This is a genomic window from Bacillus sp. FSL R9-9497 (genome assembly GCF_038005805.1).
GTDB classification, from domain to species: Bacteria; Bacillota; Bacilli; order Bacillales; family Bacillaceae_G; genus Bacillus_A; species Bacillus_A cereus.
Genome location: NZ_JBBOTY010000001.1, coordinates 4,018,811 through 4,045,141, shown reverse-complemented (window position 1 = coordinate 4,045,141; position 26,331 = coordinate 4,018,811). Strand labels below are relative to the sequence as shown.

Genomic DNA, 26,331 nt, shown 5'->3' with positions numbered 1-26,331 from the left:
GGATTTAATGTTAACTATATTTATAAATAAGTTAACATTAGGGGTGACAATTGTGACAATAAATAGTAAAACGATTGAAAAATCATCTTATACATATGAAGAATTAGCAGAGAAAAATAAAGCTTACGTATGGCACCCATTTACACAAATGAAAGATTATTTAGAAGAAGATCCTGTCATTATTGAACGTGGAGAGGGAAGAAAGCTATACGATGTAAATGGTAATGAATATTGGGATGGTGTTTCATCTATATGGTTAAATGTTCACGGACATCAAGTACCGGAATTAGATGAAGCAATTCGTGAGCAATTAAATAAAATTGCTCATTCTACTATGTTAGGACTTGCTAACGTTCCATCTATTTTATTAGCAGAAAAAATTATTGAGGTTGTACCAGATGGATTGAAGAAGGTATTCTATTCTGATTCAGGTTCTACCGCTGTTGAAATTGCAATTAAGATGGCTTTCCAATATTGGCAGCATAAAGGGAAACGAAAGAAACAAAGATTCGTTACATTAAAAGAAGCATATCACGGTGATACAATTGGAGCTGTTTCGGTAGGAGCAATAGACTTGTTTCACCAAGTGTATAGTTCGCTCTTATTTGATGCGATTAAAATGCCGTATCCATATACATATCGTTCTCCTTACGGAAATAATAGGGAGGAAATTGTAAAAAGCCATTTAGAAGAAATGGAAGAATTGTTGAAAGAAAAGCATGAAGAAGTAGCTGCCATCATTGTGGAGCCATTAATGCAAGGTGCTGGCGGGATGATTACAATGCCAAAAGGATATTTAAAAGGACTGCGCGATTTATGTACTAAGTACAATGTATTATTTATTACAGATGAGGTAGCGACTGGATTTGGGCGTACAGGGAAAATGTTTGCGTGTGAACATGAAAATGTGACGCCAGACATTTTAACTGCTGGGAAAGGTTTAACAGGTGGATATTTACCAATTGCAGTTACGGTAACGACGGATGAAATATATAATGCCTTCTTAGGAGAATATGAAGAACAAAAAACATTTTTCCATGGACATAGCTACACAGGCAATCCGTTAGGGTGTGCCGTAGCAATCGCGAATTTAGAGCTATACGAAAAAACAAATTTAATAGAAGAAGTGGCACATAAAACGGATTATGTGGCAGCGCAATTAGAAAAGCTCTTTGCGTATAAACATGTAGGTGATATTCGTCAGTGCGGATTAATGGTTGGTATTGAGCTTGTGAAGAATAAGGAAACGAAAGAAGCGTTTGACTGGACAGAAAGAGTCGGTGTTCAAGTATGTAAACGCGCAAGAGAGCTGGGTATGATCTTGCGACCGCTCGGTAATACGATTGTATTTATGCCACCTCTTGCTTCTACAATTGAGGAGATTGATGATATGTTACGTATTTTGTATAAAGCAATCTCGGATGTTACGGAGGGAGAATAATGCGCGGTTTTTTTATAACAGCAACAGATACTGAAGTGGGGAAAACTGTCGTTGCCGGTGCATTAGCCGGTGTATTTAGAGAATTGGGATATAACATCGGAGTATATAAACCGTTGCAAAGTGGGCATGTTGCATCAAACCCTGAGGGAGATGCGGCAAGGTTAAAAGCATTATCAGGTGTGCCGACACAAGAAAATGAAATTTGCCCTTATTCTATTGAAGCACCACTTGCTCCGAGACTTGCCATGAAAAGAGCTGGAAGAGTAGTAAAGTTAAAAGAAATTACTGATTACTATAATGAACTATTAAAAGAGTTTAATAGCTTATTTGTAGAAGGGGCAGGTGGGCTTGCTGTCCCATATACAGAAGATGCTTTAGTAATTGATTTTGCAAAAGAATTACAGTTGCCTCTTATTGTAGTAGCTCGTCCTACATTAGGAACAGTAAATCATACAGTGTTAACGATTGCTTATGCAAAGGCGCATGACTTAACCGTAGCGGGTGTCATTTTATCAGGTTGCAAAGAATGTGAAATGGAAAGAGTGCAAGAAAATAAAGAGATGATTGAAGAGCTGAGCGGGGTACCAGTTTTAGGATTATTACCATTCTTTGAAGGTGAGTTTACGAAAGAAGAAGTATTAGAATCTGCAAAAGAACATATTATGATTTCAAAATTAGAGGAGTTTATCCAAAATGAATCAAACGTGGCGGGCGCACCTTCAATGTAAATTACAACAATTACATGAGCAAGGGCAGTATCGTGATTTGCATGTAACAGAGAAGGCAGAAGAGACTTGGCTTATTCGAGATAAAAAAAGGATGTTAAATTTAGCGTCAAATAATTATTTAGGGTTAGCTGGAGATGAAAGGTTAAAAGAAGCTGCTATTGCCTGTACAAAAAGATATGGAACTGGAGCGACTGCCTCTCGTCTCGTTGTAGGAAATCATCCATTATATGAAGAGGTTGAGAGAAGCATATGTGACTGGAAAGGTACTGAAAGAGCTTTAATTGTAAATAGTGGGTATACGGCAAATATAGGTGCCATATCTTCTTTGGCCTCTCGGCACGATATTGTTTTTAGTGACAAGTTAAATCACGCAAGTATTGTTGATGGAATCATATTAAGCGGGGCAGAGCATAAAAGGTATCGTCATAATGATTTGGATCATTTAGAGAAGCTGTTGAAAATGGCTTCGCCTGAAAGCAGAAAATTAATCGTAACAGATACCGTTTTTAGTATGGATGGTGATACTGCGTATTTGAGAGATTTAGTACAGCTGAAAGAGAAATACGGGGCAATCATTATAGTCGATGAAGCACATGCGAGTGGAATATATGGAATCGGCGGAGCTGGGTTATCTCATATTGAAAAAAATCTTGCTCAAAAAATTGATATACATATGGGGACGTTTAGCAAGGCTTTAGGGTGTTATGGTGCGTATTTGACAGGTGATGAAATTTATATAGAGTATTTACAAAATATGATGAGAAGCTTTATTTTTACTACAGCTTTACCACCAAGTACGTTAGGAGCAGTGCAAAAAGCAATTGAAATTGTAAAAGAAGATAACGAAAGAAGAGAGAACCTTATAGCAAACGGAGAATACTTCAGAACTAAATTAAGGGATGCTGGTTTTGATATTGGGAATAGTTCAACTCATATTGTACCGATTGTAGTCGGTTCAAATGAACATGCTTTACGATTTAGTAAAAGGTTGCAAGAGGCAGGGATTGCGGCCATTGCAATTCGTCCGCCAACTGTGCCGGTTCATAGTTCTCGAATTCGCTTTGCAGTTACATCGCAACATACAATAGCTGATTTAAAATGGGCTATTGACCGAATTATTCACATTGCGAAAGAAGAGGAGATTTTCGTATGAACGAGCTAAAGATTATTTTTATCCCCGGATGGGGAATGGAAGAGAATATTTGGGATTTAGTACTTCCGTATTTTAAAGGATATCCTGTTGAATGCGTAGATTGGCGTAATGTGAAAGAACGAAGTGAATTTGCGGAACGAATTATAGATGTAGCGCATAACGACAACGTAATTTTAGTTGGATGGTCACTAGGAGCGTTAGCAGCAGTTGAAGCTTATAAAAAGATTCAGGCAAAAGGCATCGTATTAATTGGTGGGACTGCTAAATTTACAAATACGAGCGACTATAGTAATGGATGGAATGCTTTGCATGTAGAACGGCTGAAAAGGAATTTGGCGAGAAGGAGAGAGGATACGCTCAAGCGGTTTTATGAAAATATGTTTACGAAAGATGAGCTAAAAGGGAATAAAAACTTTGAAGACATTGTAGACCGTTTTAAAGGTGATTCTATTCAGTCTTTACAACTAGGTTTGGATTATTTAATAGAAACAGATATGAGAGAAGAACTAAAAGAAATTAAAGTACCTATACTACTTATTCACGGAGAACAGGATGTAATATGCCCATTGTCTGCGGCACGTAGTATGACGGAGAATAGCAGCAGCGAGCTGAAAGTAGTAAGTGAAGCAGGGCATGCATTATGTGTAACGAATTTTGAATATTGTGCAAATGAGATGATTCAATTTGTAGAGGGGATACGACATGATCAACAAAACGTTACTACAAAAACGGTTTAATGGGGCAGCCGTATCTTACGATCGATATGCAAATGTACAAAAAAAGATGGCACATTCATTACTTTCAATCTTAAAGGAACGATATAGTGAAACGGCATCAATACGTATTTTAGAACTGGGATGCGGGACGGGGTATGTAACAGAGCAATTATCAAAGTTATTTCCGAAAGCACATATTACAGCAGTTGATTTTGCTGAAAGTATGATTGCGATTGCGCAAACTAAACAAAATGTAAAAAATGTAACGTTTCACTGTGAAGATATTGAGAGATTACGATTAGAAGAATCATATGATGTCATTATTTCAAATGCCACATTTCAATGGCTAAATGATTTAAAACAAGTGATAAGAAATTTATTTCATCATCTATCTATAGATGGAATATTACTCTTTTCAACGTTTGGACAGGAAACATTTCAAGAATTGCATGCTTCGTTCCAGCGGGCGAAAGAAGAAAAAAATATACAAAATGAAACATCGATTGGGCAACGTTTTTATTCGAAAAATCAGTTGCGCCATATATGTGAGATAGAAACAGGGGATGTACATGTTTCTGAAACATGTTACATAGAGAGATTTACAGAAGTTAGGGAGTTTCTACATTCTATTCGAAAAGTAGGAGCGACCAATAGTAATGAAGAATCCTATTGTCAAAGTCCCTCACTCTTTCGTGCGATGCTTCGCATATACGAAAGAGACTTCACGGAAAATGAAGGGATAATGGCAACGTATCATGCTTTATTTATACACATAACAAAAGAGGGGAAGAGATGAAATGAAACAAGTACAAACAAAAAGGGATTGGAAAAAACTTGCATACGACGTAGTGGAAGAAAAGATGATTACGAAAGAAGATGCAATAGCGATATTAGAAGCTGATGATACAGAAGTTTTAGAAATTATGAATGCAGCTTACATTATTCGCCATCATCACTTTGGTAAGAAAGTAAAATTGAATATGATTATTAATACGAAATCTGGATTATGTCCTGAAGATTGTGGATATTGCTCACAGTCTATTATTTCAGAAGCACCAATTGATAAATATGCATGGTTAACGCAGGAGAAGATTGTAGAAGGGGCACATGAAGCAATACGCCGTAAAGCAGGTACATATTGTATTGTAGCGTCTGGTCGTCGTCCAACGGATAAAGAGGTAAATCACGTAATTGGAGCAGTTAAGGAAATTCGTGAAACGACAGACTTGAAGATTTGTTGTTGTTTAGGTTTCTTAAATGAAGATCAAGCAGGACGTTTAGCGGAAGCAGGCGTGCACCGTTATAATCACAACTTAAATACACATGCAAATAATTACGATAGTATTTGTTCAACTCATACGTATGATGATCGTGTTGATACAGTTCAAAAAGCAAAACAAGCTGGTATTTCACCATGCTCTGGAGCAATTTTTGGCATGGGAGAAACAATTGAAGAGCGTGCTGAAATTGCATTTGAATTACAACGTATAGATGCAGATTCTATCCCTTGTAATTTCCTTGTTGCTGTAAAGGGGACACCTCTTGAAGGGCAAAAAGAGTTAACGCCAGTAGAATGTTTAAAAGTACTTGCAATGATGCGTTTTGTAAACCCAACAAAAGAAATTCGTATTTCAGGAGGACGTGAAATCAATTTACGTTCTGTACAGCCAATCGGTTTATTTGCAGCAAATTCTATTTTTGTCGGGGACTACTTAACGACAGCTGGACAAGAGCCGACTGCGGACTGGGGTATGATTGCAGATTTAGGATTTGAGATTGAAGAATGTGCATTATAAGATAGATGAAAAAGCAAACTTGTAAAAGGGTTTGCTTTTTTTGTAAATAAAATGTAATAAATAGTTGTGAACGCTTGATATTATTGGTTTTTGAGCGAAAAAAAGAATTTTTGTGGACGAATTTTCCAAGCCCTAGTTGTACATAGTAAATATGTAATTTATATTGGGTTGGAGGATTTTACATGTACAAATACATATTAGCGATTATGACTTGTTTAATTTTAATAAAAGCAATAAGTTCTGATCCAGTTAAGGCTGCTGAAAATCCTGAACAAAAAGAGATGCAACAAAGAATCGAACAACACTTTCGAACGAAAGCTGAACATTTTGGATTGAAAACGGAAGGAAAAGATTTAAAGGAAGTTAGAAAAGAAATTACTATTATAGAAGAAGCGAAAAAAAGAGAGAATGTATGGAGAACAGCACAAGCTCTTCATATAAAAACAGAAGGAAAAACGATGAATGAATTAATAAAAGATGTACAAAAAAAGGTGAAAAAATAAAAAGAGGCCGCAGCCTCTTTTTTTTATGCCCATTGTTTTGATAAGTGAGCCATTTCAATTGCAGCAACAGCTGATTCATATCCTTTATTACCAGCTTTCGTACCTGCGCGTTCAATCGCTTGTTCAATTGTTTCTGTCGTTAATACGCCGAAAATAACTGGGATGTCCATTTGTAGTGATAAAGACGCAACACCTTTTGCTACCTCATTACAAACGTAATCGTAGTGTGTTGTAGCACCTCGGATTACAGTACCTAATGTAATAACAGCATCATACTTTCCGCTACTAGCCATCTTTTTAGCGATTAAAGGAATTTCAAATGCACCAGGAACCCAAGCAACATCAATATCACTTTCTTCTACACCGTGACGCTTTAATCCGTCTAAAGCTCCGCCAAGTAACTTACTTGTAATAAATTCGTTAAAACGTCCAACAACAACTCCAACTTTTAATCCTGTACCAACTAAATGACCTTCGAATACCATAATAAATCTCTCCTTTAATTATAAGTTTAGTAAGTGTCCTAATTTATTTACTTTCGTTTGTAAATACGATTTATTTTCTTCTTTTGCCGGCATTTGCAACGGTACACGCTCGACTACTTCTAAATCGTAACCTTGTAAGCCAGCAATTTTTCTTGGGTTATTCGTTAATAATCGTAAGCTTTGTAAACCTAAATCTTTTAATATTTGAGCACCGATACCGTAATCACGAAGATCAGCAGGGAAGCCGAGTTTTTCATTTGCTTCTACAGTATCGAATCCTTCTTCTTGTAATTTATAAGCGCGAAGCTTATTAAGAAGCCCAATGCCTCTTCCTTCTTGTCTCATATAAAGAAGAACACCTTTTCCTTCACGCTCAATTTGAGCAAGTGCTGCATGGAGTTGTGGTCCGCAATCGCAGCGATGTGAACCGAATACATCTCCTGTTAAGCATTCAGAATGGACACGTACAAGTACCGGTTCACCTGTTGAAATATCACCTTTTACAAGTGCGATATGTTCTTTCGTATCTAATGAGTTAGAATAGCCAATTGCGTGGAAAGTACCGAAATCTGTAGGTAATGTAATTTCCACTTCTCTCGTCACAAGTGTTTCATGATGGCGGCGATAAGCAATTAAATCTTCTATTGTAATCATTTTTATATCAAATTGTTTTGCACATTCTATTAAATCAGGTACACGTGCCATCGTGCCGTCCTCATTTATAATTTCGCAAATAACTCCAGCTGGTTCGGCACCGCATAGCTTTGCTAAATCAACAGCAGCTTCTGTATGACCTGCACGACGCAGGACACCGCCTTCTTTCGCAATTAATGGAAAGATATGTCCAGGTCGATTGAAATCAGCGCCTTTTGATGCGGGGTTTAACAATTCTTGTATCGTAGTTGCACGTTCGTGAGCGCTAATCCCTGTTGTTGTAGAAACATGGTCAATGCTCACTGTAAACGCAGTATGATGTGAATCTGTATTATGAGATACCATTGGTTCTAATTGTAGACGTTCTGCGTACCCTGCTGTAATCGGTACACAAACGAGACCACGGCCATGTGTAATCATAAAATTAATTGTTTCTGGTGTAATGTACTCTGCTAAAGCAATAAAATCGCCTTCATTTTCTCGGTTTTCATCATCACATACGATAACGACTTTACCTTGTTTTAAATCTTCTAGAGCTTCTTCAATACGATGAAACATTGTGCTTCCCCCTTATAGAAATCCGTTTTCTTGTAAAAAGCTTTCAGTCATTGAACCTACTCGTTTTGTAGGTTTAGTAATAAAGCGTTCGATATATTTACCAATCATGTCACACTCAATGTTTACGATATCTCCGGCATTTTTTTCTCCAATGACAGACTCGCTTACTGTGTGCGGGATGAGTGAAATCGTTATGGAAGATTCGTCTATATCAAATATCGTTAAACTCGTTCCATCAACAGCAATGGACCCTTTCTGCAAACAATAGCGCAGCAGTTCATCAGAAATTGCTATTTTGTAATAGACGGCATTGTAATGTTGTTTTTTATTTAAAATCGTTCCGATGCCATCAATATGTCCTGAAACGAAATGTCCACCGAATCGTCCATTTGCAGCCATTGCTCGCTCTAAATTTACTTTAGAGTGCGGTTTAAGCATGCGAAGTGATGTCGACTGCATCGTTTCAGGCATTGCATCAACTGTAAATGAAGTAGTTGTAAAGCTTGTTACAGTTAAGCAAATACCGTTAACCGCGATACTATCACCTAAGTGAACATCTGATAAAATTTTGTTTGCATGAATCGTTAATTTCATCGCTTCTCCACTTTGTTGCATGTTTGCTATCGTTCCTAATTCTTCTACAATTCCTGTAAACATTCCGTCACCTCGTTTCGGGCATTCGCAACGATTTTTATATCATCACCAATTTGTTTCATCTCTTGAATTTTCAAGGAAAGCGCATCTTGTAATTTTGAAAAACCATTTCCTCCAAATAAAGTAGGAGCATCTTTCCCACCAATTAATTTCGGGCTTATATAGGTTACAATTTCATTAAAATTGTTTGTTTTTAAGAAACTTGCATGAATCGATTGGCCACCTTCAACGAATAGAGAAAGAATTTGTTTCTCTCCAAGAAAGGAAAGAAGGTCCTCGATTTCTATATACTTCGTTTCCATTTGGAATATAGCTATATTTTTAGATTCATAAGAAGATATCTTCTCTTTCTTTACATCCCTACCGACAATAATCCATGTTGGTGCTAAACCATCTGTTATGACATGAGAAGATGGTGGCGTTCGTAAATGGGTATCTAAAATAACGCGAATAGGATGTTTCCCACCATTTGGAATTCTTGTTGTTAAATGAGGATTATCAGCTATAACTGTATTTACTCCAACAAGAATTGCATCATGTGTATGGCGATATTGGTGAACATCAGCACGTGCTTGTTCACCTGTAATCCACTTACTTTCACCAGTTACAGTTGCTGTCTTTCCATCTAAGCTCATCGCTGTTTTGATTGTTACAAAAGGGCGTTTCGTTTTCATGTAGTGAAAAAAGTAGCGATTTAATAAAACTGCTTCTGCTTCAAGAACACCGGTAGTTACTTCAATTTTAGCTTCCTCTAATCTTCTTTTTCCGGTACCAGAAACGAGCGGATTACAATCGAGAGTAGCAATTACAACACGCTTAACTCCTTTTTCGATGAGCAATTCACAACAAGGTGGTGTTTTTCCAAAGTGGCTACACGGTTCCAGTGTTACATAAACGGTAGCGTCTTTGGCGTTCTGACCAGCCATTTGAAGGGCATGAACTTCTGCGTGTTCTTCACCAGCTCGTAAATGAGCCCCCATACCAACGATGTTTCCATCTTTTACAACAACAGCACCAACCATAGGATTTGGACTTGTTTGTCCTGATGTTCCTTCTGCTAACTGCAGGGCAATCCTCATATATTCTTGATCTGTCATTTTCTTCACCTCTCCAAAAAAAATCAAAAAACCCCAAGGATTTAATATCCTTGGGGTTTGGGAGACGTGATTTCTAGAAATATAGTTTGAATACGAAAGCATAGGAAAGAAACCTAACGATAATTGATATTTCTGCATAAGGAAAAAACCTAGCAAAATATCGAATTTTTAAACGCTAGTTGTCTCTTTTTATTTCAGTATAAAAAATAAGTATAGAAAATTAAACATATATAAAGAATCAAAATGAATCTTTAAAAATATGCATACTGAAATAAAAGTGTATTCACTATATAAAAAACTAGAAACATATCCTTCTCCCATCCAGACTATACTGTCGGCCCTAGAGTTTCACTAGATCCACCGTTTTCGAGTTGAAAACGGGTCACGGACTTAGAAGTTTTCACTTCATCACCGCCGGTTGGGAATTTCACCCGACCCCGAAGGATGCTGTTTGCTCAAATTATAGCACAAAAAAAATAAAAGGCTAGTAAAAAATATTCGAATGTGAAGAATTGTGTGAAAATATATGCAGGCTGGAATGGAAATAAAAGTATTAGAAATGTTGTAAAGAGAAGGGATATAACGGAGTTGCTAAAAAGAAAAAACATGCACAAAAAAATGTGCATGTCACATGTAAAATTATTCTGCCTCTGGTGCTCTAACAACAGACTCGAATTTACCTTTATGCGAAGCGTCGCAATAAGGCATATTTTTTGATAAACCACAACGGCATAAAGAAAATGCCGGTTTTGCTGGGAATACATTCCCTTGTGAGTCGACTAATTCCACGTCCCCTGTAACGCGAAAAGAGCCATTATCATTTACTTTAATTTGTACTTTTGCCAACGTTATCCCTCCTTCCCAAACGCTTAATTTCATCATATAATCAAGGGAAGTGCTTGGCAATATAAAGTGAAACTTTAATTAGTGGGGGAGGCATCCCCCACTAATTATTAGTTGAACCAATCGGGCTTTTAGGGGCAGTTAATCTCCCACCTAACTTCTTTGTTTCAGCCGAATTTTGAGGTGGGAGTTTTACTGCCCGCAAATAGCGGGGAAAAAGAGCACTTTGTTTGAGAAAGAAGAGAGTGTTATAATAGTTTTCATAACTGACTAGAGTAAGGTGACGAGAGATGGATAAACAATTACATACATTACGAAACATTGCAAATGAGCGCACGTGGGCATCATTTTTGAATGATAATCATCCATATAGTTTGTTGCATTGGTCCATTGCAGGTGTAGGGCAAGAGGCAAAGGATGTTTGGTTACTGCAAGATGAAGTAACATTTCAAACGACAGAATTCCCAACGTTAGATGATGCAATGCAATGGATTTCTGAAAATATGGAACAAGTTACAGACGTTTTAGCGCAATAAAAAACAGGCTTATGCAAGCCTGTTTTTTGTTTCTTTCACATATGTGTTTAAAAATTGATCGACGGCTGCTTCGTACTCTTCTTTATTTTCGTTATAAGAGCAAGCGTGTGCACCGTGTTCTGCAATATAAAGTTGCTTATTATTTTCTTTCGCTTCATATAACGCTTTTGTCATATCAGCTAAAATATAGTCGTCATCTTTACTATGAATAAAGAGAACGGGATTGTTAATGTTTTTTATACAATCGATTGGTGAAACTTCACGAATTGTATAACCGTCACGAACTTTCAAAAATGCGTTTGCTAAAGGTAATAAAGGCCATTTTGGTAAATGGAATTCAACCTTTAAACGGTGCTGTAATTGTCCGTGAAAATCAGAGAAAGGACAATCTGCAATATAGAAATCAGCACCATCTTCTACAAGTCCTGCGTATTGAAGAAGTGTTGCAGCTCCCATAGATTCACCATGAATACCAAGTGTAATATTGGTGCCAAAACGGTTTTTTAGCCAGTCAACTACGGATTTTAAATCATGTTTTTCATAGTATCCATAGCTTGTTGTTTTTCCGCCAGTTTTACCATGACGACGATGATCGTAAATGAGGACGTTATATCCCCTTTTTAAGAATAAGTTTGCATATTTTACAGAGTTTATTTTATTTACAGTTACACCGTGGCAAAAAACCATAAACTTATTGGTGGAATGACCAGCAGGAATGTAATATCCGTGAAGGTCGTATCCGAATTGTGAAGGGATATGAATTTCTTCTTTATGAAGAGCATCAAAATCCTCTATACGAAAATGTTTTTTCGTTTCTCTTTCGAGTACTTCTTCCTCTGTTTTTTTCTTTAAGTACATCACTTTATTTGTAAAGAAAATCCCAAGCGCAGTTATTGCACCTAGTATAGTAAACAATGCTGCAAAAAAACGTTTCATACTTTACCTGATCCTCCAAATACCGTTACATGTGATACACTTATATTGTATCACAATGATATAAAAGGGGAGAAATAGGAAATGCTGCATATACAAAAAATTACGCCAGCGATGAAAGAAACAATCCGAATGTTCATGTGTGAGAATTGGGGAAGTTCATTGATGGTTTCACGTGGTAAGGGACATCAGTTAGAAGAGTTGCCAGGATTTGTTGCGCTCTCAGATGACAGAATAATCGGAATTATAACGTATGAAGTGACCGGAAATATGTGCGAAATTGTATCGCTAGATAGCTTTGAAGAAAGAAAAGGAATAGGGACGAAACTTGTGGATTGTGTATTACAAGTTGCAGAAGAAGAACGGTGCAGACAGGTTTGGCTTATTACAACTAATGATAATATGAATGCGTTACGATTTTACCAAAAACGTAATTTTGTAATGACTAATTTATATGTGAATGCGGTAGAGGAGGCACGAAAAATAAAGAAAGAAATTCCACGTATTGGATATGATAATATCCCAATTTTACATGAAATTCAGTTGGAGTATCGTTTAGTGAAGTGATGTAACAATTTTCAGAAATGTGAGTTATTAATCTTGACGGATAGTGTAATTTAGGATACCGTAAAATTGTAATCTATTACCATATTAAGGGGTGACGATGTGGCAACTATACGTGATGTTGCAAAATTGGCAGGTGTTTCAGTCGCAACCGTTTCACGAGTTATTAATGAAAAAGGATACGTTCATGAGGACACAGTAAAACAAGTAAAGGAAGCAATTGAAGAATTACGTTATAGGCCAAACAGTGCAGCGAAGCCACTATTTAAAGAGAATTCAACGATAATTGCATTACTTGTAGATAATTTATGTAACCAATCAAACATCACTTTGCTACATTGTATTGAGGAAATAGCATATAAAGAAGGTTATCAAATCATTATTTGTAATATAGAGAATAAAGATAGATACATACATATGCTGAAGCAAAATAACATTGCAGGTGTTATTTTGACAAGAGCAGTTTTTAAAAGTGTAGGAGAAATTCCATTTCCGTTTGTTGTGATTGATGAGCAACAATTACATGGAAATTATTATGAAAGTGGACAGAGAGCTGTTTCTTTATTAAAAGAGAAAGGGTGTCACTTTCTTGCATATTTCGGTGAGGGAGAAGAAAGTGAAGAAATGGAAGATCATATAGCAGGGTTTTTAGACGCTGTTTGGGATGAAGGAATCTCTTATCGAGAAGAATGTGTACAAGGGTATACAAATAAACAATTTATTACATTATTGCAAAACAATCCATATATAGATGGAATTGTAGCCTCAAGTGATCAGATTGCTATTGAGTTAATTCGGTCAGCGAGATTTCTAAATATACATATACCAGATAAATTAAAAATTGTTGGACCGAATGGGAGCATAGAGTGTGAATGGATAGGTTCATCACCACCGACAATTGAAAGCTGTGTCAAAGATAACGGAAAAGTAGCTTTTCAACAATTAAAAGGAAAAATGAAAAAGTAAAAGGTGCGTTTTATACGCACCTTTTTATAATGTAATTGCGGCAATAAAGCCAAATATAAGTAACGGTATATTGTAATGTAGAAAAGTGGGTACACATGTATCCCATATATGATGGTGCTGACCATCAGCATTTAAACCGGATGTTGGTCCAAGGGTACTATCCGATGCTGGAGATCCTGCGTCACCTAGCGCTCCGGCTGTACCGATAATAGCAATTGTGGCCATTGGACTAAATCCAAGCTGAATGCAAAGAGGTACAAAAATGGTTGTTAAGATAGGGATGGTTGAAAAGGATGAACCAATTCCCATCGTAACGAGAAGTCCAATAACGAGCATAAGAAATGCAGCGAGTGGTTTGTTATTTCCAATTATATGTGCACTCGTTTGCACTAGAGATTCAACATGTCCTGTTTTTCGAAGAACAGCGCCGAATCCGGCGGCAGCAATCATAACAAAGCCAATAAAGGACATCATACGCATTCCGCTTGTTAATATCGCATCTGCTTCTTTAAGTGGTAGACTGCCACTAACTGATAAGACGATAATACCTGCTAAAGCACCGAAAATCATTGATTCTGTTGTTAATTGAACAGTTAATGTAGCAATGATAGATAATAACCCGAAAGTAATACTACGTTTTGTATAGGGAACGATTTCATTTTCGGTAGTATGAATTTGTTCTGTTTCATACGTACGAGGTTTTCGGTACGTAATGAATACTGCTACACATAATCCAATAATCATACCGATTGCTGGAATAGTCATTGCTTTTGGAATAAGTGTGACATCAAATGTAAGGCCGCTTTGCGCAGCGTTGGTTTGCAATACGTCATGATAAATTTTTCCGAACCCTGCAGGGATCCACATATAAGGAGTAATCAATCCAAATGTAATAATACATGTGACAAGTCTGCGATCCACTTTCAGCTCATTTAATACTTTTAAAAGTGCTGGAATTAAGATGGGGATGAAAGCAATGTGAACAGGAATCACATTTTGCGAGAAACAAGCCATCGTTAAGATAATGAATAAAATAAGTATTTTAGAATAAACTTGTTTTTTCGTGTCTTGTTCATTGCCAATCCATTTTAATGCAGTTTGAATCATAGCATCTGGAAGTCCTGTTTTGGAAAGGGAAATAGCGAAACCACCAAGCATTGCATAACTTAAAGCGATTGGAGCACTGTTTCCAAGACCAGTTGTAAAAGTGTTAATCGTTTCTGAAATACCGAGTCCGCCGATAATTCCGCCTGTTAAAGCTCCAACAATGATGGCGACAATGACCTGGACACGTAACAAACTAAGCAATAGCATAATTGCTACTGCGACGAGTACAGCGTTCATAATAAATGTAATCTCCCTAAATTTTTATTCTGTTAAGACAAGTAAATATGAAACATTTTGCTATGTTTATACATACTTGCGACATATTATTATAAAATGTTTTCTATGAAATGTAAAAGAGCCTTTTGTTACTAATGCTGAAAAGCTAGCTCTTGTTTAATTGATTGCAAAGAATTAGCGAATAATTCTGGTTCTTCTAAATCAGGAGAATGTGCTGAATTTGGGAACCAAATCATCTTTTTTATAGGCGCTTCAATAATATCGCAATATTCCTGAACGAGTGCATAAGGAGTTTGATAATCATAGCGACCAGAACAAAAATAAACTGGAATAGATAAACTTGAGATAGAAGAAAAGAAATCGATTGTCAGCATTTCTTCCCATAAAACGCCAGATTTTAAATTTCCTGCGAGAAACTTGAACCAATCTAATAGCGTATACTCAGGAGAAAAGAAACCTTTTCGTATGAAAGAAAAGGAAGATCCGTTTTGGATTGCGCCTCCAAATGTGCCAAGCCACTTTCTTTGAATAATGAGACGTCTCGTATCTAAAAATGGTGGTTTGCCTAATTTTAAAAGGGAAGCTAATGCCTTTTTATGATCATGTTTTTTTGCAGAATGAATTAAATGTTGATATAGCAATTCTTCATTTTGTTTCATATGTACAATTTGCCCAATACCGATGTAAGCCTCGATATACTTTGGATATTGATGTGCTATGTTAAGCCCAATAATACTTCCCCAAGAATGACCAGCGAGAAATAGTTTTTGTTTGTTGAACCTTTTAAGTACATATTGAATCACTTCTTTTGCATCGGAAACGAATTGTTCGATTGTGAAATTTGCTCCGAAATCTTTCAGTGAAAAGGATTTACCAGCCCCGCGCTGATCCCAATTAATAACAATAAATTGCTTCTCTAATTCTTTTTGAAAATGGCGAATAAATCCGATTTGTGCCATCCCAGGTCCGCCGTGACAGCATAATAAAATAGGTTGCTCTACGTTTTGTCCACGCATAAGGAGAGTTTGTTTTCGATTATTAATCATAACGCTTTCTATCGTAGCGATACTATTAGGAATGAGTTGTTTGTTTTCATTATAGAACTGAGGGGTGTAGCTACGAAAAAGCATATTGAAAACCTCCTTTTGTGAAATCGTATGAATCGCACAGGCTATTCATTTTGCATATACTGTTAGAAAATCATTGTAACATACCATACTAGTGTCATTTCAACACGGGAGGAGGGAAATTGTGACGATTGGAGAAATTATAGATGGTTTAAATAGACGTGAATCCATCGCTATTATAGCAAAACGTCTTGAAATAAGCCCGTATACATTATCGAAGAAATTAAGATTGATTGGATACGAATATGATGGAGAGCAGAAGAAACGTATTTTTGTAGGAGATGGAGAAGAACCACGTCACTTACAACTCCAAGAAGCGACCGCCCTTCAATATGAGAAAACAGATTATCAATTATTAATTTATGAGCAATTACAAAGTATTTATGAGTTATTAAGAAAAAGAGAAGAAGTAATTGCACCAATTGTGAGTAAAAGTACAGAGAAAAAGAGACGAACTTTTTCTATTAATACAGAAATATTAGCAAGATTGGACCTTATATCAGAATCGAAAGGAATTCAAAAATCTAAACTTGTAGAAGAAGCGTTGCAACAATTTTTACAGCAATATGAAGTTGACAAAACATCACATTTTGATAACTAAAGAAAAGGATACTATGTTCATTGGAAGAACGAGTATCCTTTTTATGATGTATATTACGTATAAAATAGAGGATCAGTACAAATCCTTTATGGTGTGAAAAATGAAATTTATTATTAGAGAAACACTTAATTTACTTTTTGAATTCTTCCATCAATAACTGGCTGAATTGGTTCTTTTAATTGTTTTACGTAATCGACTAACGCTTCAAAGTCGTTTGGACCAGTTTCTGCATTTGTACCATTTTTAAATGATACAAATCCGTCACCGCCAGAAGCTAAGAAGGCATTTGCAACTACGCTATACGTTGTAGATGGAGATAATTCTTCTCCGTTTGTTAAACGTATATTTGTAATTTTTTCACCGTTTGGTTTATTTGCATCCCACGTATATTGAATACCTGAAATTTGAAGCATTCTTGTTGTTCCTTTTTGCCATTGCTGATTTAAAATATCGCGAATGTCTTGACCTGTTAAATCTACTTTAATCAATTGATTTCCAAAAGGTTGAATGCCGTATAACTCACCCCACGTAATATCACCAGCATCTAAGTCATTACGAATGCCACCAGGATTCATGAGGGCAATTTGAGTTTGCATCGTTTGACGCTGAGCATCGGCAACTAAATTTCCAAGAGTGGACTCACCAGCATCATTTTGTTTACGGTCGATAGGTGCTGTAGATTTTCCGACCACTTCATTTACAAGTGGTGCGATTTTTTCTTTATATTGATCTAGTTTTTTCTTTACTTGTTTATCAGGTTCTACACCTTCATGATACGTTGTAACAACTTCAGCTTTTTTCTTTACAATATCCTTTGTTTTACGATCAATTGTTACATCCACGTCTGAGAAAGCCGTTCCGTATGAATTTGCTTGGACAATTAGTTTATTATTTACTGTACCATTTACATACGTATGACTATGTCCACCGAAAATAACATCAACTTCTGGGTCTGTTTCATTTGCAATTCGAGTAAGATCGCCATTTGTTACTCCAGACTCATCGGTTGTTCCACCGACATGAGCAAGAACGACGATAGATTTAACGCCGAGACGTTTTAATTGTTGTGTTGATTTATTAATTGCTTCTACTTCATCAGTAATTTGTACATTTTTAAGCATCGTAGGCATAACGACATTTGGTGTATCAGTTGTAACAACCCCAATGAATCCTACAGGAACACCATCTACCATTTTTACAGTAAACGGTGGTAAAAATAAGCGGCCAGTTGATTTGTTGTAGAAGTTAGCAGCTACATAGGGGAAGTTAGCTCCTTTGAAATTTCCTGTTTTTTCATGATATCCACCGTAAATGAGGCGTTGCATTTCATCAATACCTTCATCAAATTCATGGTTTCCGATTGTACCAACATCAAATTTTAAGTCATTTAAAAATTCAATTGTCGGTTCATCTTGTAATAATGCTGAAACTGGTGGACTAGCTCCGACGATATCACCAGCATGTACGAGAAGTGTATTAGGGTTTTGTTTTTTATGTTCTTTTAAATAAGTAGCTAAGTAATCAGCGCCACCAGCTTCTTTATTATTGATTTTTTTAACAGTATCTAGTTGTCCATGGAAATCATTAATACCAAGCATTTGTACGTCTATGTAGCGGTTTTGTTCAGCTGGATTCTGAGATGGGGGAGCGGCAAATACGCTTGAAAAAGTAATGGTGCTTAAAACAGCAACGGCAGGAATAATTTTTTTCCACATAATATAATTCTCCTTTTTTTATAATCTGACATCATACGACATAATTTTAATAGATTCATAGGATTATAGCTACATAAAAATTTAGTCTTTTCGAAAAATTAACATATTTACAAAAAGTGAATAATAGAGTAAAGACCCTTTTTTATTGTCGATTTCATCGTGTATCTACTATAATGGAGAAAAAAGTAAAAGGTGAGTAGCATGAAGAAAAAGAAACAAAGACAAATACAAAGACAATCACAAGTGAATCAACCAAAGAAAGAAACACTTACATTAGGCGATCAATTAAATGATTCACTCATGCAACAATTAAAGAGTAAGAAGATAGAGTTGCAAGTGAGGGAAGAGGAAAAAGAGGCAGCTGAACTGGAAAGAAAGCGCCAAGAACAAAAAGAACGTGAAAAGAATAAATCATTTGAAGAACTGCTAAGTGAAAGTAACCTTACTTGGAAAGACTTTAAATAATAAAAAATGATCAGTGAAATACCACTGATCATTTTTTGACGAGCTTGTAAGAAAAGGGGAGTTAGAATGAGAAAAATTGTCGTTGTTCCACATGAAAACCATTGGAGTGAAAAATTTCAAATGGAGGCTAAAAGATTAAAATCAGCGATGCCAGAAACGGTAAAAATTCATCATATTGGAAGTACGTCAGTTCCTGGACTGGCAGCTAAACCTATTATTGATATGATCATGGAAGTAGAAAATATCGAAAGAGTAGATGGGTGGAATGAACGATTTATAGAGCTTGGTTACATCGTAAAAGGGGAAAATGGTATTTCAAGACGCCGATATTTTATTCATGGAACTGAAGAAAAACGTTCGTATCATTTACACGTGTTTGAAAAAGGAAATCCAGAGATAGTAAGGCATTTAGCATTTCGTGATTATATGATGGCTCATTGTGAAGAAGCAGAGGCATATGCAACCTTAAAGAAAGAATTAGCCGAAAAGTATACATATGATGGCGCGTTATATACGGAAGGAAAAAATGAGTTTGTGCGCAATGTGGATGAAAAAGCGAAAGAATGGAGAAAAAATAACGTGAATGAATGAATTCACGTTATTTTTTAACTATATAAAAGTGTTATGTAAACTGTACGTATGTTTTGACTTTTGGGATGAATCTTGTTGAAATAAAGTTGTGGCTTATAAAAAATGTAACAATGAAAGGGAGACGACTGTGCATATTCCAACAACTACACTTCATAATGGCGTGAAAATGCCGATGATTGGTCTAGGCGTATATAAAGCGAAAGAAGGAGACGAAGTAAAGCAAGCAGTAAAAACAGCGTTAGAAGTTGGATACCGTTCGATTGATACAGCAACTGTATATGAAAATGAAAGCGGTGTCGGAGAGGCGATACGTGAATCAGGAATTCCAAGAGAAGATCTATTTATTACAACAAAAGTATGGAACGACGATCAAGGATATGAGGAGACACTCGAGGCATTTGAAAAGAGTTTGAAAAAATTACAAATGGACTATGTAGATTTATATTTAATACATTGGCCGGTAAGAGGGAAGTATGTTGATACGTACCGAGCTTTGGAAAAATTGTATGAAGAAGGTAAAGTGCGCGCGATTGGTGTTTCTAATTTTCATAAACATCATTTAGAACTATTATTACCAAATTGCAAAGTGAAGCCGATGGTAAACCAAGTGGAACTTCATCCGATGTTGACGCAATTTGAGTTGCGCAATTATTGTCAAGATGAGCAAATTCAAATGGAAGCATGGAGTCCGTTAATGAGGGGCGGAGAAGTATTCCAGCATCCAATCATTCAGGCTATTGCTAACAAATATGAAAAAACACCTGCACAAGTTATATTAAGGTGGGATATTCAAAGCGGGATTGTTACAATTCCTAAATCTGTTACACCATCTCGTATTAAAGAAAACTTTACTATTTTTGATTTTGCACTAACTGAAGAAGAGATACGTCAAATTAACACGTTGAATCGTGATTTACATGTAGGAACGAATCCTGATAAATATGATACGTTATAAAAAAGACTGTCTCCTAATACTGGAGACAGTCTTCTATTTATCGGTAATTCGATATTTTTAACGATGCAAAGCATATGTGTCATATTTAACAATCTTTTGAAGTTGTATATATTCTTCTTTCGTTAAAGGTAACTGTTGGCTAGCTCGTATATTTTCCTGTAATTGTTGAAGCGAGCTTGCACCAGGTATAACAGCTGCAACAGTCTTATTATGTAAGCAATATTGAATAGCTGTTCCTGTTAAAGAGCGTTCTCCAATCGTTTCTTTTACACTCGCTAGAGTTGTATGTAATTCATCGTAAGAATAAGAGAGATAATCCTTTTCCTTTACTCTTTCTATTTTTCTTGCATTGTTGTCAGTTAAAATTCCTTTTGCAAGTGGCCCGCGGGCAATGACGCTAATTTGGTGTTCATTCAGAAGGGGGAACCATTCTTCTGGACGACGATTTAAAAGGCTATATTCCATTAGTACACTAACGATGTTTGAGCGTTTTGCATACTCACGAACGACATTTGGGCGTATAGAAGAAATACCGTAATGGCGAATAATACCTTCCTTTTTCAATTCTTCAAAAGCTTCAATTGTTTCATCTATTGGATCTTCAATCGTTCCGCCATGAAGTTGGTAAAGGTCAATATAATCAGTTTGAAGTCTACGTAAACTTTCCTTTACTTCAGTCTTTATGTAAGCTTTAGAAGGATCCCAAGACCAGCCATTTTTTTCTTCTGTCCAACGATTTCCAACCTTCGTTGTAAGTACAATTTGGTCTCTTCTTCCCTTCAAGGCTTTTCCAACAAATTCTTCATTTAATCCGTAATCATATAAATCTGCTGTATCAAAAAAATTAATTCCTAAATCGATCGCTTCATCGATAATATGCATAGCTTCTGTTTCAGATGTACCGAGAGACATACAGCCAAGGCCCATTTCTGTAACAAACAAATCTGAGTTTCCTAATTGACGTTTTTTCATAGGTCAACCTCCTTACCTTTATTGTACGAGAGGGAAAAGAGGTTGACAAACGTTTACTTTTCGCTGCGCATTAACTGCCCGTAAAAACATGATTAATGTTTCACTTTATTTGCTGTAATCCACTCTTGTACAGTTGTATACTCTTTGCTATATTGCTTTAGCTTATGGCGAATTTGCCATGCTTTTCCGACTAAAGTGACGCGATTTGGTAAAATATAAACTTTCATTTCTATCACGCTCCTTTCAATGTGGTAAAATGTATGAGGAAAGAATAGGAAATAGAACAGGGAGATGAAGTAGTGTGAGTAATCTTGCAGAGAGAACAGTAAAAACTGAGCCGATTTTTGATGGTAGAGTTATAAAAGTTCGTGTTGATGATGTAGTATTACCAAATGGAGCAATGAGTAAACGTGAAATTGTAAATCACCCTGGTGCAGTTGCTATTATTGCTATTACTGATGAGGGGAAAATTGTGCTTGTTGAGCAGTATCGTAAAGCACTTGAAAAGGCGATTATAGAAATTCCGGCTGGCAAGTTAGAACCTGGTGAAAAACCTGAGGTAACAGCAGTTCGTGAATTAGAAGAGGAAACAGGATATGTATGCGAAAATATGGAGCTCATTACTTCTTTCTATACATCTCCAGGATTCGCAGATGAAATTTTATATGTATATAAAGCGACAGGTTTGACAAAAAAAGAAAATAAAGCTGAGTTAGATGAAGATGAGTTTGTGGAATTAATGGAAGTATCGTTAGAAGAAGCGATTACTCTTATGAAAGATCTTCGTATTCATGATGCGAAGACGATGTTTGCAGTACAATATTTACAACTACAAAAATAAACACTCGCCAAAGGCGAGTGTTTTTTAATTGATTTTTGCATATACACGTGCATCACGTAAGCTACCATCTGGTGCTAGGAAATCATTTTCCATTGTACCTTCTAGAATGAATTCTAGACGTTCTGCTAAGCTACATGCATTTATATTTGTTGCATCAGTACGAATTTCAATTCTTCTAGCGCCTAGTTTATCAAAGGCGAACTGAATTGCACCTTTAACAGCTTCGGTCATATAGCCTTGTTTTGTATAGGCACTATGTAGCCAGAAGTGAAGTGAAAACTTTGGAATATCCCAGTTTTCAGGCTTTAGTGTAATTGCTCCGATGAATGTACCAGATACTTTATCGTATAAGTGAAAATCAAGTGTTTCACGAAGTAAAAACTGTCCGTGAGCTTCGCGAACAATTTCTTCAGCACTCTCTTCTGTTTCAGCGTTAATTGGTATCCACGGTACTAAGTCTTCTAGAGAAGCTTGGATTGCTTCATATACTTCTGCACCATCACCTGGAAATGGTTTACGAACTTGCAAGCGTTCAGTTTGAAATAATGTTGGAAAATCTAATAATAATGGTTTCAAGAGAAATCCCTCCTATTCTCTACTTTTTAGTTTAGCAAAGTAGAGCGGAATTTCAATGTTAATTCGTCATACTTTTTTCTTTCTTTCATACATTTTTAATAAGAGTGTGAACGGAGGGAAGAAAAATGTGGCGAAAAAATTGGCAAGACCGTGTAATGTCTCACATACAGGAAAACTCTTCATTATATATATTTAACGCTGTTTTATTATTGATGGGAGTAATATTCGGAGCCATTCTGGTGAATAGTTTACAAATCAATCAAAAACAAGATTTATCATTTTATTTACAACGTTTTTTTGGACAAGTCTCTAAAGGAGAATTTGCTATTGCGGGCGAAATGTTTCGAGAAAGTTACTTTTCGCAATTAAAATACATCGGGTTTATTTGGATTTTAGGGATTTCAATTATTGGATTACCACTTATTTTTATTTTATTATTTGTAAAAGGAGTTGTCGTTGGATTTACAGTTGGTTTTTTAGTAAGTCAGCATGGATGGAATGGACTATTATTAGCATTTGTATCTGTTTTGCCACAAAATTTAATTATCATTCCAGTCTTTCTCGTTATGACAACTATTGCTGCAAGTTTTTCTTTACGGATGATTAGGCATCAATTTATTAGAAAAATAACCGAGCCACTATTACCATTATTAATCCGTTATACATGCTTCTTTCTCGTAATTGGAGTAGTGTTAGCACTTGCTTCTAGTGTGGAGGCTTACGCATCACCAGTTTTAATGAAAGAAGTCGTTGAGGCTATTAATAAAAAATAAATACTTTTTGAGAATAATTATCAATTTGTTTTTATTGTTTTTTCTTTTGACAGAAGCCCTTCTTCTGATATAATGGTGTAAGAGTGGCGAGGAGGGAGTAGTACCGAATGGAAGAAAGAATTGAACGAATTAAGAAGCAATTACATGCAGCGAGCTACAAATTAACACCGCAACGTGAAGCAACAGTTCGTGTGCTGCTAGAAAATGAAGAAGATCATTTAAGCGCAGAAGATGTTTACCTCCTTGTAAAAGAAAAGTCGCCAGAGATCGGATTAGCAACCGTCTATCGAACTTTAGAACTATTATCTGAGTTAAAAGTTGTCGATAAGATTAACTTCGGAGACGGTGTTTCACGCTATGACTTACGCCAAGAAGGTGCGCAGCGTTTCCACCATCATTTGATTTGTACACAATGTGGTGCTGTACAAGAAATACAAGAAGATTTACTTGGTGAAGTGGAAAGGAAAGTAGAACGAGACTGGAGCTTTAAGGTGAAAGATCATCGTTTAACATTCCATGGGATTTGTAAAAATTGTCAAGAAAATGAAACGGATGAAAAATAACCTTTTCCTATTTATCTAGGAAGAGGTTTTTTATTTGAATAAGGTATAAATTGGTGAAAGCTTGGCATATGTTGTAATAACTTATATTTTGGAGGAATTTACAATGCGCCGAGCTTTAAAATTAACTTTTGATGGAATAAAAGTATTTTTATTATTTACAAGTTGTACGATTTTGTTTTATTTCGCTATACTATGGATAAATGAAGAATATGAAAGCTATCATCGTTATGAAAAACCTAAAGAAGAGACTGTAGAAAAAGTATCAGGGAATGAAGAACCGGCAAAGGATGCTTTCGTAAATAGAATGATGTTTTTCTATGAAAATGGGGAGTAGTGTAGAGTGGAAGATCAATTAAAAGATTTTATTCATTATATGGTTGTCGAAAAAGGATTAGCAAAGAATACAGTAGTATCTTATGAACGGGATTTAAAAAGCTACGTAAAGTATTTGCAAAATGTGGAACAGACGAAAACTTTTCATGAAGTGACCCGTTTACACATTGTTAACTTTTTGCAGTATTTAAAAGAGAACGGAAAATCTTCGAAAACATTGGCGCGTCATATCGCATCAATTCGTTCGTTCCACCAATTTTTACTTCGTGAACGAGCGGTAGAACACGACCCATCCGTACATATTGAAACGCCACAAGGGGAACGGAAATTACCAAAAGTATTATCAGTTGATGAAGTAGAGGCGTTACTTCAAACACCAAAAATGACAAGTGCTTTTGGGATTCGTGATAAGGCGATGCTAGAGTTACTGTATGCGACAGGACTTCGTGTTTCAGAATTGATTGCACTCAATTTAGAAGATGTACATTTAACAATGGGATTTGTTCGTTGCATAGGGAAAGGGAATAAAGAAAGAATTATTCCACTAGGAAGTTTAGCAACGGAAGCGATTCAAAAGTATATTGAAAAAGGAAGAAGAGAATTAATGGGGAAAAAAGTAGTAGATGCACTCTTTTTAAACCATCATGGTAATCGATTATCAAGACAAGGATTTTGGAAAATATTAAAACGATTAGCGAAAGAAGCAAATATTGAAAAAGAGCTTACACCTCATACGTTGCGTCATTCGTTTGCTACGCACTTATTAGAAAATGGAGCAGATTTACGTGCTGTACAAGAAATGCTTGGACATGCAGATATTTCAACGACGCAAATCTATACGCACGTTTCAAAAACTAGATTAAAAGATGTATATAAACAGTTTCATCCGAGAGCATAGTTACTATGCTCTTTTTTTCATAGATTAAGAGGGGAAGAGCGTTTCACAGAAACTTCACAAACATTTCGTATATTGTTTTCAGCAGAAGACTGGAATATTACAATGTATTTCCTCTATACTAAATAAAGTATAAAGGAGGAAATGATGATGAAAAAACTGATTATAACTTTATTTATCGCGATGCTAGCGTTGGCTGGCTGTAATACAAACAAAGAAGAACCGAAAAAAGAACAGAAACTTGAAGCTGTAAAAGTAGCAGTACAAACAAATCCGAAAGAAATTAAACCAGGTGAAAAAACAGAAGTACAAGCACTTGTTACACAAGGGAAAGAAAAAGTAACGGATGCCGATGATGTAAAGTTTGAAATTTGGAAAGATGGCGACGAAAAACACGAGATGTTAGATGGTAAGCATAAAGGAAAAGGTGTTTATGCAGTAGAGAAAACATTCGAAACGGATGGAGTATACCATATTATCGCTCACACAAATGCACGTGAAATGCACGTTATGCCAGAAGTAAAAGTTGCTGTAGGAAATGCGAAAGTAGAAGATGCAAAAAAAGAAAATAGTGATCACAGTGCAGGACATGGAGATCATAAAAGTGACACAATGATCCATCTTATGGCTGGAGACATAAAGGCAAATGCTGAATCTACAATGAAAGTTCATTTAAAACAAAAAGAAGAAGCCCTAACTGGTGCTGAAGTACAACTAGAGATTTGGAAAGATGGTGTTGAAAAACACGAATTTATTCCAGCGAAAGAAGGGAATAAAGGAGAGTATGAAACAAAACATACTTTCAAAGAGAACGGTGCTTACAAAGTGAAAGTACATGTAAGAAAAGGCGAATTGCATGAACATAAAGAAGAAACAATAGAAGTAAAATAAAAAGTAGCTCTTTAGAGCTACTTTTTATTTTTAATATGAAGAAATAAATCATAAAAAAATTA

32 protein-coding genes and 1 riboswitch are annotated in these 26,331 nt (G+C 36.0%); of the genes, 20 read left to right on the top strand and 12 right to left on the bottom strand.

Annotation, left to right across the window (positions count from 1 at the left end; all coding sequences use genetic code 11):
- Positions 1-7 precede the first annotated feature (7 nt).
- The 7 genes from bioA (at position 8) to MKY21_RS20725 (ending at position 6,337) form a co-directional block, all read left to right on the top strand.
- Positions 8-1,441 carry an adenosylmethionine--8-amino-7-oxononanoate transaminase gene (bioA, locus tag MKY21_RS20755; protein ID WP_009326545.1) on the top strand — a complete coding sequence of 478 codons (1,434 nt, stop codon included), beginning with the start codon at positions 8-10 and terminating at the stop codon, positions 1,439-1,441.
- Positions 1,441-2,169, top strand: coding sequence for a dethiobiotin synthase (gene bioD, locus MKY21_RS20750; protein ID WP_341077280.1), 729 nt, complete (start codon positions 1,441-1,443; stop codon positions 2,167-2,169). The genes bioA and bioD overlap by 1 nt, the downstream gene beginning before the upstream one ends.
- On the top strand, positions 2,135-3,322 hold the full coding sequence (gene bioF, locus MKY21_RS20745; RefSeq protein WP_001077288.1) for an 8-amino-7-oxononanoate synthase: 1,188 nt from the start codon (positions 2,135-2,137) through the stop codon (positions 3,320-3,322). Before bioD ends, bioF begins: the two co-directional genes overlap by 35 nt.
- Complete coding sequence (locus MKY21_RS20740; RefSeq protein ID WP_098616198.1) at positions 3,319-4,059, top strand: alpha/beta fold hydrolase; 741 nt, start codon at positions 3,319-3,321, stop codon at positions 4,057-4,059. The genes bioF and MKY21_RS20740 overlap by 4 nt, the downstream gene beginning before the upstream one ends.
- The gene (gene bioC, locus MKY21_RS20735) at positions 4,025-4,834 is read left to right on the top strand and encodes a malonyl-ACP O-methyltransferase BioC (protein WP_109139895.1); all 810 of its coding nucleotides are present in this window, start codon (positions 4,025-4,027) and stop codon (positions 4,832-4,834) included. Before MKY21_RS20740 ends, bioC begins: the two co-directional genes overlap by 35 nt.
- Before the next feature lies 1 nt (position 4,835).
- Positions 4,836-5,834: a biotin synthase gene (gene bioB / locus MKY21_RS20730; protein WP_000815856.1), complete on the top strand. Its 999-nt coding sequence runs from the start codon at positions 4,836-4,838 to the stop codon at positions 5,832-5,834.
- A 182-nt stretch (positions 5,835-6,016) separates the two neighbouring features.
- A complete protein-coding gene (locus tag MKY21_RS20725; protein WP_000280032.1) occupies positions 6,017-6,337 on the top strand; it encodes a hypothetical protein in 321 nt (106 codons plus the stop codon).
- Between the two features lie 23 nt (positions 6,338-6,360).
- On the opposite strand, the gene ribH is transcribed toward MKY21_RS20725, so the two are convergent.
- From ribH to MKY21_RS20700, 5 genes are all read right to left on the bottom strand, one after another.
- A complete protein-coding gene (gene ribH, locus MKY21_RS20720; protein ID WP_000230899.1) occupies positions 6,361-6,822 on the bottom strand; it encodes a 6,7-dimethyl-8-ribityllumazine synthase in 462 nt (153 codons plus the stop codon).
- Between the two features lie 18 nt (positions 6,823-6,840).
- Positions 6,841-8,034 (bottom strand): bifunctional 3,4-dihydroxy-2-butanone 4-phosphate synthase/GTP cyclohydrolase II, encoded by a 1,194-nt coding sequence (gene ribBA / locus MKY21_RS20715; RefSeq protein ID WP_000468983.1) that lies wholly within the window; start codon positions 8,032-8,034, stop codon positions 6,841-6,843.
- 12 nt (positions 8,035-8,046) lie between these two features.
- On the bottom strand, positions 8,047-8,691 hold the full coding sequence (gene ribE, locus MKY21_RS20710) for a riboflavin synthase subunit alpha (RefSeq protein ID WP_000493915.1): 645 nt from the start codon (positions 8,689-8,691) through the stop codon (positions 8,047-8,049).
- The gene (gene ribD / locus MKY21_RS20705; protein ID WP_086424066.1) at positions 8,673-9,785 is read right to left on the bottom strand and encodes a bifunctional diaminohydroxyphosphoribosylaminopyrimidine deaminase/5-amino-6-(5-phosphoribosylamino)uracil reductase RibD; all 1,113 of its coding nucleotides are present in this window, start codon (positions 9,783-9,785) and stop codon (positions 8,673-8,675) included. The genes ribE and ribD overlap by 19 nt, the downstream gene beginning before the upstream one ends.
- Before the next feature lie 305 nt (positions 9,786-10,090).
- Positions 10,091-10,234, bottom strand: a riboswitch (FMN riboswitch).
- A 190-nt stretch (positions 10,235-10,424) separates the two neighbouring features.
- Positions 10,425-10,631 (bottom strand): CDGSH iron-sulfur domain-containing protein, encoded by a 207-nt coding sequence (locus MKY21_RS20700; protein WP_001151582.1) that lies wholly within the window; start codon positions 10,629-10,631, stop codon positions 10,425-10,427.
- A 287-nt stretch (positions 10,632-10,918) separates the two neighbouring features.
- On the opposite strand from MKY21_RS20700, the gene MKY21_RS20695 reads away from it, so the two are divergent.
- A complete protein-coding gene (locus MKY21_RS20695) occupies positions 10,919-11,164 on the top strand; it encodes a DUF2552 family protein (RefSeq protein WP_000360793.1) in 246 nt (81 codons plus the stop codon).
- Positions 11,165-11,173: 9 nt separating this feature from the next.
- On the opposite strand, the gene MKY21_RS20690 is transcribed toward MKY21_RS20695, so the two are convergent.
- Positions 11,174-12,100, bottom strand: a complete 927-nt coding sequence (locus tag MKY21_RS20690; protein WP_000819234.1) for an alpha/beta hydrolase — start codon at positions 12,098-12,100, stop codon at positions 11,174-11,176.
- A gap of 81 nt (positions 12,101-12,181) precedes the next feature.
- On the opposite strand from MKY21_RS20690, the gene MKY21_RS20685 reads away from it, so the two are divergent.
- Both MKY21_RS20685 and MKY21_RS20680 read left to right on the top strand, forming a co-directional pair.
- Positions 12,182-12,664: a GNAT family N-acetyltransferase gene (locus tag MKY21_RS20685; RefSeq protein ID WP_000902437.1), complete on the top strand. Its 483-nt coding sequence runs from the start codon at positions 12,182-12,184 to the stop codon at positions 12,662-12,664.
- 99 nt (positions 12,665-12,763) lie between these two features.
- A complete protein-coding gene (locus MKY21_RS20680; RefSeq protein ID WP_016118588.1) occupies positions 12,764-13,627 on the top strand; it encodes a LacI family DNA-binding transcriptional regulator in 864 nt (287 codons plus the stop codon).
- A 24-nt stretch (positions 13,628-13,651) separates the two neighbouring features.
- On the opposite strand, the gene MKY21_RS20675 is transcribed toward MKY21_RS20680, so the two are convergent.
- Both MKY21_RS20675 and MKY21_RS20670 read right to left on the bottom strand, forming a co-directional pair.
- Positions 13,652-14,971 carry a Na+/H+ antiporter family protein gene (locus MKY21_RS20675; protein ID WP_000994810.1) on the bottom strand — a complete coding sequence of 440 codons (1,320 nt, stop codon included), beginning with the start codon at positions 14,969-14,971 and terminating at the stop codon, positions 13,652-13,654.
- A gap of 131 nt (positions 14,972-15,102) precedes the next feature.
- The gene (locus MKY21_RS20670) at positions 15,103-16,101 is read right to left on the bottom strand and encodes an alpha/beta fold hydrolase (protein WP_000898966.1); all 999 of its coding nucleotides are present in this window, start codon (positions 16,099-16,101) and stop codon (positions 15,103-15,105) included.
- A gap of 121 nt (positions 16,102-16,222) precedes the next feature.
- On the opposite strand from MKY21_RS20670, the gene MKY21_RS20665 reads away from it, so the two are divergent.
- Positions 16,223-16,699 carry a ribbon-helix-helix domain-containing protein gene (locus MKY21_RS20665; protein WP_000151931.1) on the top strand — a complete coding sequence of 159 codons (477 nt, stop codon included), beginning with the start codon at positions 16,223-16,225 and terminating at the stop codon, positions 16,697-16,699.
- A 125-nt stretch (positions 16,700-16,824) separates the two neighbouring features.
- Here MKY21_RS20665 and MKY21_RS20660 read toward each other — a convergent pair whose 3' ends face one another.
- On the bottom strand, positions 16,825-18,414 hold the full coding sequence (locus tag MKY21_RS20660; RefSeq protein ID WP_033692998.1) for a bifunctional metallophosphatase/5'-nucleotidase: 1,590 nt from the start codon (positions 18,412-18,414) through the stop codon (positions 16,825-16,827).
- Between the two features lie 201 nt (positions 18,415-18,615).
- Here MKY21_RS20660 and MKY21_RS20655 point away from each other — a divergent pair, with 201 nt between their 5' ends.
- From MKY21_RS20655 to MKY21_RS20645, 3 genes are all read left to right on the top strand, one after another.
- Positions 18,616-18,879, top strand: a complete 264-nt coding sequence (locus MKY21_RS20655; RefSeq protein WP_000727547.1) for a YqkE family protein — start codon at positions 18,616-18,618, stop codon at positions 18,877-18,879.
- A gap of 66 nt (positions 18,880-18,945) precedes the next feature.
- Positions 18,946-19,470: a GrpB family protein gene (locus tag MKY21_RS20650; RefSeq protein ID WP_001227186.1), complete on the top strand. Its 525-nt coding sequence runs from the start codon at positions 18,946-18,948 to the stop codon at positions 19,468-19,470.
- Positions 19,471-19,597: 127 nt separating this feature from the next.
- Positions 19,598-20,425, top strand: a complete 828-nt coding sequence (locus MKY21_RS20645; RefSeq protein ID WP_000547994.1) for an aldo/keto reductase — start codon at positions 19,598-19,600, stop codon at positions 20,423-20,425.
- 57 nt (positions 20,426-20,482) lie between these two features.
- Here the strand turns inward: MKY21_RS20645 and MKY21_RS20640 are convergent, their stop codons facing one another.
- Both MKY21_RS20640 and mciZ read right to left on the bottom strand, forming a co-directional pair.
- Positions 20,483-21,397, bottom strand: coding sequence for an aldo/keto reductase (locus tag MKY21_RS20640; RefSeq protein WP_000747213.1), 915 nt, complete (start codon positions 21,395-21,397; stop codon positions 20,483-20,485).
- Between the two features lie 92 nt (positions 21,398-21,489).
- On the bottom strand, positions 21,490-21,624 hold the full coding sequence (mciZ, locus tag MKY21_RS20635) for a Z-ring formation inhibitor MciZ (RefSeq protein WP_000870302.1): 135 nt from the start codon (positions 21,622-21,624) through the stop codon (positions 21,490-21,492).
- A gap of 74 nt (positions 21,625-21,698) precedes the next feature.
- On the opposite strand from mciZ, the gene MKY21_RS20630 reads away from it, so the two are divergent.
- Positions 21,699-22,238, top strand: a complete 540-nt coding sequence (locus MKY21_RS20630; protein ID WP_000067041.1) for an NUDIX hydrolase — start codon at positions 21,699-21,701, stop codon at positions 22,236-22,238.
- Positions 22,239-22,262: 24 nt separating this feature from the next.
- Here MKY21_RS20630 and MKY21_RS20625 read toward each other — a convergent pair whose 3' ends face one another.
- Positions 22,263-22,814 (bottom strand): GNAT family N-acetyltransferase, encoded by a 552-nt coding sequence (locus tag MKY21_RS20625; RefSeq protein WP_000803479.1) that lies wholly within the window; start codon positions 22,812-22,814, stop codon positions 22,263-22,265.
- 155 nt (positions 22,815-22,969) lie between these two features.
- On the opposite strand from MKY21_RS20625, the gene spoIIM reads away from it, so the two are divergent.
- The 5 genes from spoIIM (at position 22,970) to MKY21_RS20600 (ending at position 26,269) form a co-directional block, all read left to right on the top strand.
- Positions 22,970-23,587, top strand: coding sequence for a stage II sporulation protein M (gene spoIIM, locus MKY21_RS20620; protein ID WP_013142149.1), 618 nt, complete (start codon positions 22,970-22,972; stop codon positions 23,585-23,587).
- A gap of 107 nt (positions 23,588-23,694) precedes the next feature.
- Positions 23,695-24,150 carry a ferric iron uptake transcriptional regulator gene (fur, locus tag MKY21_RS20615; RefSeq protein ID WP_000392657.1) on the top strand — a complete coding sequence of 152 codons (456 nt, stop codon included), beginning with the start codon at positions 23,695-23,697 and terminating at the stop codon, positions 24,148-24,150.
- 103 nt (positions 24,151-24,253) lie between these two features.
- Entirely contained in the window at positions 24,254-24,484 is a 231-nt protein-coding gene (locus tag MKY21_RS20610; protein ID WP_001250432.1) for a YqzK family protein, read from the top strand.
- 6 nt (positions 24,485-24,490) lie between these two features.
- Positions 24,491-25,381: a site-specific tyrosine recombinase XerD gene (gene xerD, locus MKY21_RS20605; protein ID WP_000390088.1), complete on the top strand. Its 891-nt coding sequence runs from the start codon at positions 24,491-24,493 to the stop codon at positions 25,379-25,381.
- A 147-nt stretch (positions 25,382-25,528) separates the two neighbouring features.
- Entirely contained in the window at positions 25,529-26,269 is a 741-nt protein-coding gene (locus MKY21_RS20600; protein ID WP_000733456.1) for a FixH family protein, read from the top strand.
- The last annotated feature ends 62 nt before the right edge of the window (positions 26,270-26,331 follow it).